The organism is Pedobacter sp. W3I1 (assembly GCF_030816015.1).
Taxonomy (GTDB): domain Bacteria; phylum Bacteroidota; class Bacteroidia; order Sphingobacteriales; family Sphingobacteriaceae; genus Pedobacter.
On record NZ_JAUSXN010000001.1, the window covers coordinates 311,246 to 328,654 of the forward strand.

Annotated in this window: 13 protein-coding genes; all 13 read right to left on the reverse strand. The window is 37.7% G+C overall.

Features of this window, described 5'->3' with window-relative positions; all coding sequences use genetic code 11:
- Positions 1–3 precede the first annotated feature (3 nt).
- The 13 genes from QF042_RS01355 to QF042_RS01415 all read right to left on the reverse strand — a co-directional run bounded on the left by QF042_RS01355 (position 4) and on the right by QF042_RS01415 (position 17,406).
- Positions 4–243 carry a hypothetical protein gene (locus QF042_RS01355; protein ID WP_307524577.1) on the reverse strand — a complete coding sequence of 80 codons (240 nt, stop codon included), beginning with the start codon at positions 241–243 and terminating at the stop codon, positions 4–6.
- Positions 244–474: 231 nt separating this feature from the next.
- Positions 475–1,101, reverse strand: coding sequence for a response regulator transcription factor (locus QF042_RS01360; RefSeq protein WP_307524579.1), 627 nt, complete (start codon positions 1,099–1,101; stop codon positions 475–477).
- A gap of 35 nt (positions 1,102–1,136) precedes the next feature.
- Positions 1,137–4,052 carry a two-component regulator propeller domain-containing protein gene (locus tag QF042_RS01365; RefSeq protein WP_307524580.1) on the reverse strand — a complete coding sequence of 972 codons (2,916 nt, stop codon included), beginning with the start codon at positions 4,050–4,052 and terminating at the stop codon, positions 1,137–1,139.
- Positions 4,053–4,108: 56 nt separating this feature from the next.
- The gene (locus QF042_RS01370) at positions 4,109–6,481 is read right to left on the reverse strand and encodes a phosphocholine-specific phospholipase C (RefSeq protein ID WP_307524581.1); all 2,373 of its coding nucleotides are present in this window, start codon (positions 6,479–6,481) and stop codon (positions 4,109–4,111) included.
- Between the two features lie 138 nt (positions 6,482–6,619).
- Entirely contained in the window at positions 6,620–8,125 is a 1,506-nt protein-coding gene (locus tag QF042_RS01375) for a glycerophosphodiester phosphodiesterase family protein (RefSeq protein ID WP_307524583.1), read from the reverse strand.
- 214 nt (positions 8,126–8,339) lie between these two features.
- Positions 8,340–9,227, reverse strand: a complete 888-nt coding sequence (locus QF042_RS01380; RefSeq protein WP_307524585.1) for a hypothetical protein — start codon at positions 9,225–9,227, stop codon at positions 8,340–8,342.
- A gap of 7 nt (positions 9,228–9,234) precedes the next feature.
- Positions 9,235–9,474 (reverse strand): thioredoxin family protein, encoded by a 240-nt coding sequence (locus QF042_RS01385; RefSeq protein ID WP_307524587.1) that lies wholly within the window; start codon positions 9,472–9,474, stop codon positions 9,235–9,237.
- Positions 9,475–9,482: 8 nt separating this feature from the next.
- Positions 9,483–10,979: a retropepsin-like aspartic protease gene (locus tag QF042_RS01390; RefSeq protein WP_307524589.1), complete on the reverse strand. Its 1,497-nt coding sequence runs from the start codon at positions 10,977–10,979 to the stop codon at positions 9,483–9,485.
- 19 nt (positions 10,980–10,998) lie between these two features.
- Entirely contained in the window at positions 10,999–12,180 is a 1,182-nt protein-coding gene (locus tag QF042_RS01395) for a TlpA disulfide reductase family protein (RefSeq protein WP_307524591.1), read from the reverse strand.
- Positions 12,181–12,234: 54 nt separating this feature from the next.
- On the reverse strand, positions 12,235–13,617 hold the full coding sequence (locus tag QF042_RS01400; protein ID WP_307524593.1) for a TlpA disulfide reductase family protein: 1,383 nt from the start codon (positions 13,615–13,617) through the stop codon (positions 12,235–12,237).
- A 37-nt stretch (positions 13,618–13,654) separates the two neighbouring features.
- A complete protein-coding gene (locus QF042_RS01405; RefSeq protein WP_307524595.1) occupies positions 13,655–15,175 on the reverse strand; it encodes a PKD-like family lipoprotein in 1,521 nt (506 codons plus the stop codon).
- 22 nt (positions 15,176–15,197) lie between these two features.
- The gene (locus QF042_RS01410) at positions 15,198–15,959 is read right to left on the reverse strand and encodes a DUF4843 domain-containing protein (RefSeq protein ID WP_307524597.1); all 762 of its coding nucleotides are present in this window, start codon (positions 15,957–15,959) and stop codon (positions 15,198–15,200) included.
- Between the two features lie 16 nt (positions 15,960–15,975).
- A complete protein-coding gene (locus QF042_RS01415) occupies positions 15,976–17,406 on the reverse strand; it encodes a RagB/SusD family nutrient uptake outer membrane protein (RefSeq protein WP_307524599.1) in 1,431 nt (476 codons plus the stop codon).
- Positions 17,407–17,409 lie beyond the last annotated feature (3 nt).

The following is a 17,409-nucleotide window of genomic DNA, read 5'->3' on the forward strand; positions in this document are numbered from 1 at the left end:
ACCTTAATCCTCATTATAGTTACGCTGCTCCAATATGATAAAATGATTACCATAAGGATCAGAAAATTCGATACTTAAACCCTCACTTAAATAAGCTGGTCTATTTTTAAAAATAACCCCTCTCGATTTTAGCCTGCAATAATCTTCTAAACAATCATCGCTGGTTAATATAATTTTATTGGTCTGGTTTTGATGCTTCTGTTCTGACAGGAAAATATTGGTCTCATGATCTGCCTTAACCATTATCCCCTTTTTCCTTTTCAGAAATCATTGTCGATTCTGTAGGCATGCCCAAACAGTTAGTATAGAATGCATCTGCATCATTTAGTTGCTTTACTTGCACATAAAAGGATTTCGCAGATTGGTTCATTGCCTGTTTAATTGTATGATGTAAAATTAAACTGAAATTGGTCCCAAAGTATCACCCAAAAAGGGTGATTTTCGCATTATTTTCTAGTAAAATATGGGTATAGATTAAATAAAGCGCTTTTCCTTAGCTGTTTTAATCGCTTCTGATTTGGAGTTTACATCGAGTTTGATGTAAATATTTTTTACATGGCTCCTTACGGTTTCCTGATCAATAAACAGATCGTTTGCGATTTGAGATTTCGTTTGTCCGTTTGCAATCCGATCTAATATTTCGGTTTCGCGTTTAGTTAAAGGAGAGTTCAGGTTTTTTTGAAAAGAATGCATTACAATGCGCGCTACATTTGTACTCATGGCCCCTCCTCCTGTACTTACTTCTCTCACGGCATCTATAATTTTGGAAGCGCTTGAGTTTTTGGTCAGATAACCACCAGCACCCATGGTTAGGGCTTCGAAAACCAATTCGGGCGAATCAAAAACGGTAAGAATAATAATATTCGTGTTGGGTAAGGCTTTTTTGATAAAAGGCAAGGCCTGCAGCCCATTGGTGCCTGGCATCTGGATATCAAGCAAAATCACATCGGGGTGATCGGCCTCTAAATGTTTTTTGGCCAAATCGTAGGATGCATAAGCATTTACAACTACAAAATCTTCTACATCGCTTAACAACGATTCATAACCCATTCTTAAAATATCGTCGTCTTCGATTAGAACAATTCGTAAATTCTGGCTCATTTTGTGGTTGGTTTTTAATTAAGACGGCTTTAGTGCTATTTTGTAACAGGAATTCTCGTAGAAATTGTTGTAGTGGTGCCTTTCCCCTTAATAGAAGAAATCTGAAAGGTCGATTTTATGCGTTTACAGCGCGTTTGAATGTTGTTTAATCCTCTTCCTTTCTGTACCGTTTCAAGATCAAAACCTTCGCCGTCGTCTGTTGTCAAGATGTTTACGGTATCATGATCCGTTTCAATAACCATAATCAGCACTTGAGTTGCTTTGGCATGCTTTAATACATTATTTAACATTTCCTTAAAAATTAAGGTTAGGTTTCGGTTAAACTCCATCGATAGATGTAGTTTTTGGTATTTGCTTAATACGCCTTCCATTTTAAATGTTACACCTGTATTTTGGAACAGATCTATTCCAAAATTTTTAATGTGCATCAATATTTCAAAAAGATTATCGCTATGCGGGTCTAGCGCCCAGAGGATATCTTTAGTTCCGGTATACAACAGGCTGGCATTTTCTCTGATTAGCCTGATCAGTTCTTTTTGCTCTTTTTCTGTTCCGGCTACCTTTTTATCCAAAATTTCAGACAAAACATTAATCCGCGTTAGTTTATTACCAATATCATCATGGAAATCTTCTGCAGTTTGCTTTCTTATTTTTTCCTGTTCTTTTAACTTTAACTTTTCGAACTGATATTTTTTGCGTTCTCTGGTTTTAAAAATCAGGTAAAAGATAAGCCAGATCAGAAATATAAGCACCAAAAATGCGACAATCTTAAATATAATGCTATCGTAGTATGGCGGTATAATGGTAAAGCTAAATTGCTCTATATTTGATTGCTGGCCATTGGCGATAGCATAAACCTGGAAAGTATAACTACCTGGCCTTATGGCCGAATATTCGATCTCCGTGTTGGGTATAGGTTTGCTGAAATCGTTATCTACCCCAACCAGTTTGTAGCGGTAAAGTACGCTTTCGGGATTGGTGAGGTAAACCCCCTTAAAACTTATCGAAATGTGGTTTTGACTGTAATCAAGTTTATAAAATTTATCTCCTTTTCCGTTCAGATCTATTGAAAGATCTTTCGACCGATCATTTTTATGAAAAACACTTACCTGCTGGATATGGATAAAAGGATTTTTTATGCGCTCTGTAAGCACATTGGTTTTACATTGAATGAGTCCGTTTATAGTGCCCACCAATATGCTGTTTTTGTAATTGATAATGGCATTTTGGTTACACTCTACAATTAGCGGATGATCCCTAAAAACTTCATAAGTTTGTTGCTGTTTATTAAAAGTTAATTTGTTAATCCCGCGTCCTGTTCCGGCCCATAAATTGTTTTTCTTATCGGTGGCAAGGCTATAAATATCATTTGAGTTTAGTCCATCGGCAACAACATAACGTTTAATGGCTTTCGTTTTTAAATTCCAGGTAATGATCCCATCTCCTAGCGTGGCGAAAATTAAATTATCATCCTGTTTTATAATGCTTAGTACATAAACATTGGTGAGCGATTTAATCCGAAATGTTTTATCTATCTTTTTATTTTTGATGAGTGTGACGCCATTTGAAGTGCCAAGAAACACACTATCTTTCCGCAAAGGGTAAATACACGATAAATAGCCATCGAACCCGCTTATCCGTTGGGTTTTTCCATCCTTTAAATAAGTAGATGACATCAGGCCGTTTATCCAGATCCCTCCTTCCTCATCTTCAGCTATCGAACTGTTATCAAACTTATCCGGCTTTAATACCTGGCTAAATTTCTGTCCGTCGTATTTCCAAATACCGTTGCCATAGGTCGAAAACCAAATATTTTTTGCTTTATCAGCATAAACGAAGTAGATTTTCTTATCCTTAAAAGCGGGGACATCAACGTTTTGTACATTTTTACCATCATACTTAAAAACACCTTTGTTAAAAGTTCCAAACCAGAGGTTATCATTTTTATCGACCGCTATTCCGCTTATTGGATAAGCCAGGTTTTTGCCCTTAAACCTATTGTACCTAATGAAAGCATCGCCTTCGTATTTGTAAATACCATCACTAAAACAAGATACCCATATATTATTTTCAGCATCGCTAAATATTTCATTAACCTGGTTATCACTCAATCCATTTTCTCCGTTAAAATTAATGATCGAACTGTTTTTATTGATCAAGTAAGCGCCTTTTTCCGAACCTACCCACATATTTCCACGATGATCCTGCGCGATGGAATAATAGGTATCAATGCCGGCTTTTTTAAAAAAAGGTTTAACTATTCCATTCTCCAGCACATAAATTCCGCTACGGTAGCTTAAGAGATAGGCCTTATTCTTGACGGTTTTATCAAATAAGATCTTCCGGATAGATAAAGTATTGATGGCTGGCGGCAACTCCTGGTAGATTACCCAATTGTTATTTTTTAGTTGATAAATTCCCTTTCCCGATACAACGGCATATAAGTTTCCAGCGCTATCACTGTTTATGGTATTGATATTTTTACCGCCAATGGAATAAAAAATAATTTTATCCTTTTCAATTTTGAAAAGTTTATAATCGGTTATTCCCCAAACCATTCCCTGCTTATCTTTAAGCAAATGGCTTACCCCTTTACCCGAAAATAAGGTGCTTATTTTTCCGCGTTTAAGGATGTTGATACCTGTTTCGGTACCAAAAAGCATTTGGCTCTGGTTATCCTCTGTAATGCAGTTTACGGAGTTGGACCCTAGTCCATCAGCTTTGCTATATGACGTAAATTGCCTTCCATCGAAATTACTAACCCCACCCAAAGTGCCAAGCCAAAGCGTCCTGTCTTTTGCTTGAAAAATTACCATTACCTGCGATTGAGGCAAGCCATCCTTTAGGCTGTAATTGGTAAAATTATAGCTTTGGGCCGCTAGCTTAAGGCTAAAAAGCAAAATGAAAGAAACTATGAAATTTATTTTGATTATAGACAGTTTACTGCACATGTAATACAAAATAAGCATAATTTCTTTCAAAAGGCATCCCCCTTTTTGGGGGATATTTATGATGCGTTACCCATGTATGGGTCGGTTTGGGTAATTTCTCCGGTTTCTATTTTACCCGCATAACGGTGTTTAAATGTGGTATTGCCAGCCTGCACAATGCTGAAATCGTACCAATTCGCATTTTTAGTCAGATTAAACGAGATGTTTGTACTCGATTTTGGCTTGATAGTTACCGTTTTGCTTCCCGATTTGTATTTGTTATCTACAATTTGAAGTGTGACTAAACCAGCATTTTTGTTCTCAATAGCAAAAACAAGGGTACCTGTAAGTTTTTTGCTTACCAAACCACCCTGCTCTGGATATGCTTTTACCACAATGGAAGGATTTTTTTTGCTGCCTACGAAATTCCTGTAAAAGCCATTTGGACCACTTACTGTCAGGTCATAAACTTCGTTATCAAAATCATCCAGTTTAATGTTGTCTTTTAGCACATCACCAGCTTTTACAGCATATGCCCATGTTTTGCCCGCAACACCTTTAAATTTGGCAATGGTATTCATGTTGAAAGGTGCACCAACAGTTTCTGTTTCGCTACCGAACAAGGTTTTTACCGATTGAAAAGTAAGTGCGATCTCATTGTTGATCAAATTTGCATCAACCGTTAAATGATAAGGCAAGGCACAAGCATGCTTTGTTCCATTCTCCTGCTTAGGGGCATGATTAGATGTTTCAGCAGAAAAGGCTTCGAATTTATTTATTTTTGCAATTTCGGTTTTATTTAGTGCAGTAGGTCCAACCTGGGCGGGTTTGTTTTTTGCATTACCGATGTTAGTTACCACAACATCACGTTTTAATGGTTCAGGAGATTTGATTTCTTCTCCGTTATATGGTCTAAACACTGAGGTTAAATCGCCACAGATATTCCTTCGCCAATCGCTGATGTTGTTACTTTTAATGGTTTTGCCTGTTTTTTTAGCCAGCCATTTTTCCATAAACATTAATGATGAAGTATGATCGAAAACCTGCGAGTTTACAAAACCGCCCTTGCTCCAGGGTGAGGCAATAACCAATGGAACACGATAGCCCAAGCCAATAGGACTTCCCTTTCTTGCTTCAAAATCAGTGGCATAGTTTATTCCTTCTGATACTTTTCCACTGGTCGAATCATCAGGGTTTGGCACCACAAAAGGTGGCTGATGATCAAAATACCCATCATTTTCATCGTAGGTTAAAACAAAAATTGTTTTTTTCCAAACCTCTGGGTTTTTGGTTAAAATATCCAGGGCTTCGCTTACATACCAGGTTCCATACAATGGCGAGCTGGTATGATCAGAAAAACGTTGAGGTGCAACCAACCACGAAACTGTTGGTAATTTGCCGCTATCTACGTCTTTTCTAAATTGATGGAAAATATCCCCTTTAGGCACGTTAATCGTTTCAGACTTCCCTTGGTCATTCTTAAAAGTAAATGGTTCAAGATCGAGATAATCTTTTTGAGAAATGTTAGTGGTAAATGCTTTATCTACTAAGTTTTTTTCCTTTTGGGATAATTTATCGTATTTCCCCTGAACCTCTTTTGCGGTTAAAGCTGGTTTAACGGTATTATCGCCGTTTTTTCTAAAGTAAGCCGATAATTTAACGTTATGCCTACTGATGTATTCTACAGGATTATCGCCGTAATTTCCCAACCAATCATCTATTTCGCCTTCCGGGAGTTTGGAGGTCCACAATTCGTTCTGATAAATGCGCCAATCGATACCATTATCTTCTAATGTTTCCTGAAAGGTTGGCCAATCTACAAATACATTATTTTGCGATTCGGCCTGATCGTTATTGACTACCGCAACCCGGTTTGCACTTTTTTCTCCGCGAACGGTTCCTGTAAAAAAGAACAGTCTATTGGGTGTTGTTCCGGTTAACGATGAGCAGAAGTGCTGATCACAAATGGTAAAAGCATCGGCCATTGCATAATAGAAAGGAATATCATTCCGATCATAATAAGCCAGTGTCATTGGTGTTTTAACGGGCAGCCATTTATCGTAACGGCCACCATTTCGTGCGGCGACCTGGTCATTCCACGAATGTGGTAAACCACCCTGCCAGGTAATTTTTGTTTTGTTAATGTCTACATGAAAAGGGGCATAGGTATAACCCTGACCATCTTTTTGCAACCAAACTTTGTTCCCATCAGGTTGAATGTGTGGATGTGGATCATTAAACCCGCGAACACCTTTCATTTTACCGAACATATGATCGAAAGACCTGTTTTCCTGCATCAGGAAAACAATATGTTCCGCATCGTAAAATGTACTACCCGGTTCCGGGTTAATCGACATGGCTTTTAATACCGAACTGGGCAAGGTATTGGCCATGCCAGTGGCTCCGGCAAACAAGGCCGCTTTTTTTAGAAATTCTCTACGTGAGTCCATAAAATTATACAATATAGCTTAGATACCGCAAGTTAAAATTTCCAGTTGGTAATTAAATTAGTTTGAAGTCCTTAGTCTGGAGTCCAAAGTCGATTAACGAATAACTAATGGCCAATGAACTATCGAACTAACAAACCATTACTTCTGAAACACCCTTACATAATCAACCTTCATTGTTGCCGGGAAAATAGTATCATCTACTCCTTTTTTTCCGCCCCAGCCACCACCAACAGCTACATTTAAGATTAAATGGAAGTTTTGATCGAATGGCCAGTCGCCAGATCCTTTCTTGGTATTGTTAAAAGTGAGGTATTTTTGATCGTCAATAAAGAAATCGATCCGATCTGCAAACCACTCTATAGCATAAACATGGTACTCGGTATAAGGATTATTAACCTTTAAAGCCTTGCCAACCTGTGTTTTAATTACATGGTTAAATTTTCCGGTGTGCACTGTTCCATGAACACTGTCCGGATCATAACCTACATGTTCCATAATATCAATTTCACCGTTTTTTGGCCAGCTTCCATATTTCGAATCGGTTGGTAAGGCCCATATTGCAGGCCATAAACCCCTGCCTTTTGGCAACATTGCACGAACTTCTACTCTGCCGTATTTAAAATCGAATTTGTTTTTCGTTACTAATCTGGCAGAAGTATAGTGGTTGTTTTCTTTGTCTGCTTTTACCGCGGTAATATTCAGACTTCCTTTTTTTACAATTGCATTCGTGCTATCCGCTTCGGTATAATATTGAAGTTCGTTATTGCCCCAGCCCTTTCCACCTACATCGTAACTCCAATTTTTTGCTAAAGGTAATCCGGCATCATTAAATTCATCAGCCCATTTCAGCTTCCAGCCCGTTGCAACTGGTGTTTTTTTGAGCTCTTCGAAAGTTAATTCTGGCTCATTAGTGGTGATGTAATCAACCTGATGCGCTAAAAGCCATTGAATTTCAGGAACAGTATTTACGGTCCAGGCGTTTACCGTTAATCCTAATTTGTGGGCATTTTCGATCCATCCATCTTTTTGGTAAACGCTATAATGATAATCAACCCCTGTTAATTTATCTGCTTTCATTTGTTCGGCGCTGATTTCGCCTTTTAAGTAGGCCACTTTTGCTTTTGGTAAGAGCGCCAAAATCCTTTTACAGTAATCGTAATCAAAACTGATGTACTCCGTCCACTCCACCACCTTGAGTTTCTGAACCATTTCAATACATTTATTGGTCACCTCAATTCCACGCTCTTTACTAATTAACGAAGGTTTGATCTCTAAAATCAGTTTGGTGGTTCGCTGTTTTCTCCCTTCCAATAAATATGCTTCAAGTGTTGGAATCTTTTCGCCATTGCTCATCGTTTTGGTCAATAAATCAGCATAGTTTACTTTTTCGATCACTAAACCCTGAAATTCTGGATCATGATTAATGACCAAAACATTGTCTGCTGTCATCCACACATCGAATTCTGATCCATAACAACCCAGCTTTACGGCTTCGTTTAAAGAAGCGATAGAATTTTGAGGGAAATTATTTTTCTTCCACGCGCCGCGGTGGGCAATAACCTGGTTTTTGTTCCAGTTAAATTTTTGAGCAAAAGAGGTGGTAAAAATGAACAACATTAGTGCAGAAATAAATATTCGTTTCATATTTTGGTTTTATTATGATTGATCTGAAAATCATGATCATTTCATCTCAATTGAAAACAATTTTATAAAATGAAAGATCAAAAGTAGATTTTTAGCCCGAAAACAAAATAAAGTTAATGTAACCATTATATGAACAAAAAGCTTATCCATCCAGATAAGCTTTTCGATCATTAACTATTTAACATGCACCCCTTCTACAAGGTGTAATTCTTATTTATTTTGAACCAGTTTCATTAATGGGTTCTATTTTCATTTTATACTTGCTGGCATATGCTGCAGCCATTGTTACAAACCTGTTGTAACCAGTTTCATCTTGAGCTATTTTATTTACCGCCGCAGCCGTTTTCATAAATTCAAGACCACTATCATCTGTAACAATGGCATCGGCCCATTTACAAAAGAGCTTGACAACCTCTGGTGTAAAACCATTTTTAACCAACAATGTACTGTAAAGCGCATTGAAATGATATTGATATAAAACTGGATTCTTGATTGAGAATTTCAGAAAGCCAACGGTATCTTTTTTCATGCTTAAAAAGTATTTGTTGCCTAAAGTTTGAAGGCATATTTTCCAGGTTTTATCTGAGAAATATTTTTTCCGACCTGCCAAAAAGTCTTCAAAAGCAGTATCATTCAAATTAGTTTTCAGTGCTTTAGCCAGCCTTTGGTTTAACCCATAATCTATTACAGGTTGTAATACTTCGGCTCCATAAAGCGATAAGAAACTGCTATAATCAGAAAAAATGGTTTCAATCGCTTTTTCGTCTGCCGATCTTGAAACCAAATAAGGCAACAGTGCATTTTCTGCCTTAAAGTTTTTTAAAGTATCGCTATAAGTAGCCAAGATACCCGGGGTTATTCCCTTCCGGGTTTTACAGAATTCTACATAAAATGACGGGTATTTTTTTTCATCATATTGTGCAGAAAAACCCGATAAAAACTTATGCTGAGCCGCTTTTTGGCGTGCATCGGTAAACAATGCAAGCAAATTCCCAGGATCTTTATAGCCAGACGATGAGCTGATTAATTTCCCATCGCTGTTTAAAACCAAAAAAGTCGGGAAACCATTTAAAATATGCTGTACTTTTAACGTATCACCCAACTTATCCTTAAAAATATCTACTTTTGAGCATCAAAAAATTTTTATCCATTTCGGCTTTAATAAGCTCGTTTGGAAAAACATTTTCATCCATTTGAGCACATGGTATGCAGCCCGTGAAATAACAATCGACAAAAATAAGCTTGTTTTCTTTTTTAGCCTGCTGCAATACGCTGGTTAGTGATGGGCTTTGTGCGAAACAGCCCAAGGCCAGTAGTATGAAGTAAAGGGTATTGATTAATTTTTTCATCTGCTTAATTACTTTTTGGTTATTGAGATATTTTGTTTTTCTCCGTTTACGGTGTAGGCAATTTTGAAGTTTTTACCTGAGGGTGCCGCTAAAACCGCAAGCATTTTCTTGCTGTCTTTAAGTAGAACTGATGTGGCGACGCCATCAATACTTTCAATTGTCTGTCCTGCCTTAATTGTTTCACTTTCAACCGGAGCAACTATGCTTAGCAACTTTAATTTCCCATCCTGATCGAAACCGAATAAATAGGCACCTAAAACAAAATCGTTAGGGAAATTTAGCGTGTGGTTCGGTACAAAATGGATTTCCTTTTTTTGTAGGTTAATGGTGAAATTATACCGCCCAATGGTTCTGATACCGATTGATCCATCGAAGCCCGGATTCCAGCTTTCGCTCTGACCGCCTCCGGCCATTAGGGTAACTGGAAAATTTGTAAGCTTAGGCATGTTGGAAAAAGAGAATGCTACAGCCCTGCCACTGTAAGTTGGTGTACTGATACCCATACTGGTTGTAGTGCCATTATATTCGGGTTTGAAACCGCTTACCAATAGTTTGTTCTTTTTTACAAATGGCCTGAAACAAATGAGATTATATGAGGCGCCTGTGTCGAAAACAAATTCACCTGCATGTTCCTGGCCAGGCATTATGCTTACTTCACCTGGGATAATAAACAAACCAGCGGGCACAGTAACCGGAACAGATGTCCCCTGGTCTTGATACGCGTAATCTCCAAAATTATAGAGCGAGAGTTCTTTTTTATCGAAATCTACTTTGGTGATGTAGTTTTTAGCAATGCTGTTTCCAATAATGCCATCACTTCCTTTGCGCATTTCGGGAAAAATGGCAAAACTTTGGTTTTTTAGCTTAAAAGTATCCAGCAGAATGGTATTTCCTGCTGAAACCGATATCTGCATATTCCCGCCTACTACAGAGGTACTCTGCTGACGGGTAGCTTTTATACCTACAGAATCGGCAAGGGCTTTGGTAATGGCCATTCCATCTGCTCCGGTATCAAAAAGCAGTTTTAGCGGTCGCTGGCTATTGTTTACCTTAACGGTTAAAATGATTGAACCATCCTGTACTTCAAAGGGGATTTTAGCAATCAACACCGATTTTTTATACCGGTTCATGCCATAGAGTTGATCGAAAATATCGGTGTAAAGAATTTTATACTGCGCATCAGTAAAAATAAAGCTTTCTTTACCTGCCTTTCCTTTGTTAAACGGAAGTATGGTAAGTTGAATATTTTCGTTCTGTTTTGCCTCACTTTTCAATTGCAGCGAATCGCAGGCATAACGCTCCAAAATAGTTTTGAGCATCCTATCGGTTGAGGGTCTGGAATAAGCAGCAACAGAAAATTTGGTGCTTAAATTCTCCATTATTGGGTCGATAGATTTTTGAGCAAACATTTTGTTCATGCTTTCGATTATCGTTTTGGCGTTCTGAGCCTGTGCATTTAGTGATAAAACTAAGGCAGCAAAAAATATTATTACTTTAAATTTCATTTTGTAAAGTTCGGAGGATTTAAAATCCATAAATTTTTTCTAGTGCATGGTCAATATCGTCTGTAGCGCTCGAGGTAATCCGCATCAATATTTTGCCTTCACTACTGATCAGTATCTTGGTAGGAAAGGCCATGATGTTGTAATCTCTTACCAGATTCTGTTTTTCAATGCCATCATTATTGAGCACATTGATATAGGTAAGTCCATCCTCTTCAATGGCCTTAAGCCAGGCTGTGCGTGCTTCGCTGAGTAATTTTTTCTGCTCTTGTGCTATGGCTATAATTTCAAAACCTTTGGATTGGTATTTTGCGTATAATACCTTAAGATGTGGGTTACTAGCCCTGCAAGGTCCGCACCAGCTGCCCCAAAAATCGAGCAGTACAGTCTTTCCCTTAAAGTCAGCCAAATTGATGGTTTTGCCGTGATTGTCGGTTTTCTGAAAACCAATGGCATCCGATCCTTCAGGTGTAGCACTTATTTTTTTGATGTATGCCTTGATTCTCTCTGCAATAGGATGGTTTTTATATTTGGATGATAAACTGTTCCACGTGGAAATAAAATCGCCAGCGGTATACAGGTTTTGCATTCGGGTTAATAAAAACACAGAAGCAAAGGCGTCCGGATGGTTTTTAACAAAGTCGCGCTTTACATTAACCAACTTTCTGTTTATTGCAGTAGCCTCAGCACTAAGCGACTTTGATTGCGCCGCATTTGTGTTTTTCTCTCCATTAAAAAGCAACTGCATGATTTCGTAATTACGCATTTCATCTTTTTTTACCAGCTGTTTATAGCTGTCAAACACATTGTTTTCCTCATCGCCGCTTACCTTTGCAAACTGAACCAATAAGGCATCGCCGGTTATTTTAATCCCTTTATCAAAAACGAACAAATCGAGAACGGGAGATGGATTTGAAACAGTTTTGTCCTTACTTGTAGCATTTACTCCCCTTAATATCGAAACATCAAACCGTGCGATAGCGGGCCTTTGCAAGCGGGGTACCTTTAAAGAAAAAATATCGTTAATGGCATTTGCTCTGTAACTTCTCGATACACCAGCATCATCAGCAAAAGAAATCCAAACCGATTTATTTCCCAGGCCTTTTAATCGTCCGCTAATCTGTATGCTATCATTTTGGCAATACGCCTTGGGTAAAAAAAAGAGCAAAAGCGTGGCTAGCAATAGTTTTTTTATGGTTATCATAAGGATAAGAAATGTAAAAAAGCTTTGCCGCCGATATAGCGGCAAAGCAATGACCTAATTGGCTAGCGTTTTTTGCAATAATGCTTTTAACTCTGGCTGAGAAGGACGGGGTGAATCAACGGTTACAATTTTGCCCTGTTTATCGAAAACTAAAAAACGGGGAATGGTATTAATTTTATAATATTTAGAAAACTCATTAGCTGGTCCGCCGGCAAAAAGCTGTAAGCCGCCCAAATTTTCATCTTTGATCATTTTAAGCCACTTTTCTTTATCCTTTTCAGCATCGGTAGATAAACTGATAATCTGCACATCTGTACCTTTCATTTCCTCTTCTAATTTTTTAAGAAACGGGATTTCGGCTTTACAAGGGCTGCACCAGGTTGCCCAGGTATCAACCAATACTACTTTTCCTTTAAAATCTTTCATGCTATACACTTTACCGGTGTTATCTGCATACGAAAATTCGTAAGCATCGGTACCTGGTTTATAGGTTAACAACGGGTTCATGATATTGTCACTGCGCTCCTTTTGTACCTTGGTAATTACGTATTTGTTGTATTTTGCCATTAAGGTTTGATAATCGGCTATCGTTTTATAACCGGCGGCATTTTCTAAAGCCAAATCACCCTTCAAAGTGTCGTTTGGAAGATAAGAAGCAAAAATATCGACCCCCTCTACTCCTCTTTTATAGGCTTTACCATCCTGACGCATATTTACGATAATGATGCCCGAAAGAGTACGGTAGCCCCATGGGTAATTGTACACCTTATCGGTTGTTTTTGCAAAATCTACTGCTTTTAAACTGCTGTAAAAATTGCTGTACTCTTCAACCGAAGGATGTGCAGAACGCGGTGTATTTAAAAAATTGGTTGCATAACTGGCCAGATCTAAAGCCATAATATCTCTAACCTGTTTATCAAATTTTGCATTACCTGTGGTTTTACCGTTTAAGAAAGTTTTGCTTTTCGCTACAATTTCTTCCTGTTCTGGAAAATAATCAACAAAAGTACTTTGCACTTTCATAAAGTTGATGGCTTTCTGCTCAAGCGGAAAAGTAAGGTCGTGCCATTGTGTTAGTACAACGTTTTCCTTAGAGTTCAATTTACCCGTTAACACATAACTCGAATCTAATAGGCTTACGGATAACTGTTCACCACCCTTGAAATAGAATTTATAGTTATCGTTCGGGCTGTTTTCGTTACCTGTACCGATTACATATATACCTTCATATTCTGGATAGAATAAAAAGCCAAACTGGTTATTTTCGTTAGGGGTAACATTGGCAATTTCGACACTTTTGCCGTATTTTACCTTAAACAATTTTACGGCCGAGATTCTTTTTTTCTTGAACAGCCCCTTAACTTCTACCGGCAGTTGCGCCATGGCAGAAATGGTTGTAATGCACAAAAGTGTGCTTAATAATGCTTTAATTTTCATTGGTTTAATTTGTATGTTTTGCTTTGAAGAATTTTAATTAACGCTCTCTATAGGTTAGACTCTTAATTTTTCCGAAACCACTGTACCTTTTATAAGCTACCAAATCGCCATTTACGGGCGGCACGGTATAAATACCAAGGTTTCCATTCTGGCCTTCGGGCAATGCCGGATCGTAAGCACCAATTATCAGTTTATTCGAATCTTTATATTTTGTGGTATTTTTAAACTCGTAAAACTGTAAAAAAGAGATTTTCTGAGTACCCATATCCAACATCAGTTTGCTCGTTTTTAACGACATGTCGTACTCATAAACCTTTCCTCCCATACTGTAGAATATGTAACCTAAATCAGGGCTAACAGCATATAATTCTGCGTTTGAAAAATCTGTGGCTAAAATCTCGGCATAATAAGATTGTGCATTATTGCCACTATTAAACCTGGCTAAAAATCTTTTTGTTGAGTTGGGATCTTTAAGTAAACCAAATACTTCACCCCCGTTAAACGCTACCCATTGCATGTAAATTAGATCCATACCTGTACTAAAACTGAAAAGCTTCTGTGCTTCCTGGGGATCAGGTAATGTGGTACAGGTTGCCGATGTCCCTACATGTTTTACAAACCTACGGTTAGTAATATCATAAAATATAGCGTGGGCATTAGATACGATTTGTGGGTTACCAGCAATAAAGGGAGCAACCTTAAACCCCTTTTGCTCTGCTGTTATATAATTTATTGGTGCCGAATAGTAAATATTTTGTGCCCTATCGTAATAATAAGCATCCTGGTTTCCAATCATGTAAGAAGCACCACCTGATCTTTGTTTAATGGCATCAGCATAAAATCCTTCAGGAATATTCCCAAACATTTCATAAGTTAAACTCATTGTTTTTGTCCATTTAAAGGTATTTGGATCTACCTTTTGAGTGCTTTTATCAGTGCCAAAATAAACACCATAACTAATTTGATCGGGACCGATTAAAAGACCAGTAGCGTAAGTGTAAGCCATTACGGGCTTTCCGTCCAATTTAAGGTCTGAACCTGTGATAGCCAATAAATCTGAAATTACATCAAACTCCCCACTGGTATTTAACGAAAGCATATCTACGCGCGCTTTTCCCGAAACATCGCACATCAACATCCATCCTTCGTTAATTTCATTTACAACCTTTACGGTAAAAGGATATCTATATTTTACTCCCGAACTTTTATCGGTAACAGCGTAATAGAATTGATAACTGCCGGCAATAATCGTCATTTTAAGATCGAGATTTCTTGTTGTAGCCAGGATAAAAAGCTTAGTACCTCCCAAACCGTTTGGCCCGATATAAGACCATTCGTAATTGTATTTGGATTCGTCTGTTCCTGCATCAAGTGTAAATTTCAAATCAGGTTTTAAAACAAATTGTTTGCCATATACAGCTGTTAAATCTAATGCAATGCCGCCCACGGTCGATAATTCGTTAATTGCATTGTAATCGTAATTACCCAGATCTTTTTTACAGGCGCTTAAGCCTCCCATACAGAACAGAATTACGTATATATATTTCTTGAAAGTCATGATTAATTCATTTAAGTGATCATTATTGAACGAGTGAACCCATAATCATTTCTGATCCGTCTTCTTCGTAAATAGTATTTCCTGCTGCCTTTTGCTCGTTTAAATACCGTTGCATAAACTTACCATAGGCAGTAATTTCGGCAATTGAAACACTTGTATCCAGGTATGATGGCTCTACATTTAATACCTGAGCCAGCAAACTCAGTTTTTTCCGTGTAAAAACACCTAAGTAGCCGTCTGTCCATCTTCCAGGTTTCTTCACAATATCATTTAAGAACCACCTGTACCTGATAAAACTTAATCGTTGCCCTGTGGTCGCGTTAATTAATTTATCCACCATCTCTGTACTAAAGTTTTCATTTGCCACGAGCTTAAAAAACAGTGTGTAATTCTGTGCTTGCAGGTCAGCTGTACGATGGAATTTTATTTTAACGGTATCCTGAAGTTTATTCTTTTTGATACTGAATGTTTGAGGCAACGCATCAAAATGTTTTCCGGGTATTGCTGTTGAAACCGGATCAATTACCAGTTTATAAGAACGATCCTGATCACTTACTGCACCCGTAATTTTGATGATCATATTCACAACTGAATCTGTATTTTTTGCCAAGGAAAAAGACATTACAGTGGAATCTCTTATTACCTCACCATTAAAGGCGGGTAATCGGCCAGCCTCATTAAAATAGATATTGTTCTGACCGGTATAGGTATCAAGATTTTTTTTACAGGCATTTGCCAATATCATTACGAGTAAACCTGCTGTATAGAGTTTAATTTTCTTCATTGGGTTATTTTTTAGGTTAGCGATATTGACTTTCCGATAATGGTAATGGTACTACAGGAACAATGGTAATATTTCCACTTCCTGTTCCATTTCCTACCGAGGTTACGTTTCTGCGCTTGTAGTAATAAAAGAGTTGTCCCTCTCCAAAAAATTCTTTCTGATATTCTTTTTGTAGTTCAGTGTTAACGTTAGCAGTAGTGGCGAGGTTAGTTAATCCTCTATTAAACCGCACGATGTTTAATTGATTGATTCCATCAGCAGCTACTGGTTCGCACTCTGCTGCGATATAATACATCTCGCTTATTTTCAAAAGCGACACGGTAAACCTAAATGTTTTGGCCTTATCCACAACATCAGCATATTTATAAAAGGTTCTGTAGCTTTTTATACCTGTAGAAGGTATCTGCCAATTTAAATTGTATCGGTAATCACTTTCGTTTGATTCGAAAACAGTTGTTAATCTAGTGGCTGCAGGTGCTAAAATGTTCGCATCGGTGACTGATGGATCAAATATAGTAAGGTAGCTATTATACAATTGCGTGTTCATTACACCAAAAATCATTTCCGAAGTAAATACACGATCAGGATTTACTTTCTCACTTAAGGCATTTGTGGTAGTAGTCCACTTAAATTTATCAGCCTGTTGAATCACTAATTTTGCGGCAGCAAGAGCCGACACTTTATCACCACGATATAAGTAAACTCTTGCCAACAAACCCTTTACGGCATAATAATTTAAACGGTAGTTTCTCCCATTATTTACAAAATCTACATCTCCGTTTAATGGCGGCGGATTAACCCCAAGCGTAATTATGACATCATTTTTAAGCAACGCATCTGCACTTAAAAGATCACTCAAAACCTTTTGCATCACCTGATTTGCAGGCAAGAGCGGGTTAATTTTCGATTGACTGTTTTCATAATATGGGATTGATTGTTTGGTTGAATCGACCGAATTGTATTTTGGTCCATAAAGGCGCAAAAGATCAAAATGTAAAAACGCTCTCATAGCCAGGGCCTCACCTTTGTAAAGAGACTCTGTTTTCTCATCCAATACACCTTTATATTTCTCCAGATTTTCTAAAAAACTATTGATGTTTAAAATATTTGAATAAGCCTGTGTCCAAATAGCATCAAACTTGGTGGATGCAGGTTTATCTGCATACGCGTAAGTGGCAATTTTATACAGGTTATGTGTTGATGAAACGTTATATCGCTGGGCCAAAACCTCCACAGTAGAGAGTGTAAGATTTTCTCCATATAAATCTGCTTTTGCCAGATTAATGTATAAACCGTTTAAAGCTGTATTAATTCCGTTTTTGTTAGAAAATACCTGTGTTTCCAAAACCTTATCTTCGGGCTGAACATTAAGAAACTTTTTACAGCCCCCAAACAACAGAGACAGTACAACTGCTGTAATAAATAATTTTATATAATTCTTTTTCATCTG

Excerpts from the sequence above, each read along its gene's own strand:
- QF042_RS01400 (WP_307524593.1), bottom strand. The coding sequence starts at position 13,617 with ATGAAAATTAAAGCATTATTAAGCACACTTTTGTGCATTACAACCATT.
- QF042_RS01355 (WP_307524577.1), bottom strand. The coding sequence starts at position 243 with ATGGTTAAGGCAGATCATGAGACCAATATTTTCCTGTCAGAACAGAAG.
- QF042_RS01375 (WP_307524583.1), bottom strand. The coding sequence starts at position 8,125 with ATGAAACGAATATTTATTTCTGCACTAATGTTGTTCATTTTTACCACC.
- QF042_RS01395 (WP_307524591.1), bottom strand. The coding sequence starts at position 12,180 with ATGATAACCATAAAAAAACTATTGCTAGCCACGCTTTTGCTCTTTTTT.
- QF042_RS01365 (WP_307524580.1), bottom strand. The coding sequence starts at position 4,052 with ATGTGCAGTAAACTGTCTATAATCAAAATAAATTTCATAGTTTCTTTC.
- QF042_RS01390 (WP_307524589.1), bottom strand. The coding sequence starts at position 10,979 with ATGAAATTTAAAGTAATAATATTTTTTGCTGCCTTAGTTTTATCACTA.
- QF042_RS01410 (WP_307524597.1), bottom strand. The coding sequence starts at position 15,959 with ATGAAGAAAATTAAACTCTATACAGCAGGTTTACTCGTAATGATATTG.
- QF042_RS01370 (WP_307524581.1), bottom strand. The coding sequence starts at position 6,481 with ATGGACTCACGTAGAGAATTTCTAAAAAAAGCGGCCTTGTTTGCCGGA.
- QF042_RS01405 (WP_307524595.1), bottom strand. The coding sequence starts at position 15,175 with ATGACTTTCAAGAAATATATATACGTAATTCTGTTCTGTATGGGAGGC.
- QF042_RS01385 (WP_307524587.1), bottom strand. The coding sequence starts at position 9,474 with ATGAAAAAATTAATCAATACCCTTTACTTCATACTACTGGCCTTGGGC.
- QF042_RS01415 (WP_307524599.1), bottom strand. The coding sequence starts at position 17,406 with ATGAAAAAGAATTATATAAAATTATTTATTACAGCAGTTGTACTGTCT.
- QF042_RS01360 (WP_307524579.1), bottom strand. The coding sequence starts at position 1,101 with ATGAGCCAGAATTTACGAATTGTTCTAATCGAAGACGACGATATTTTA.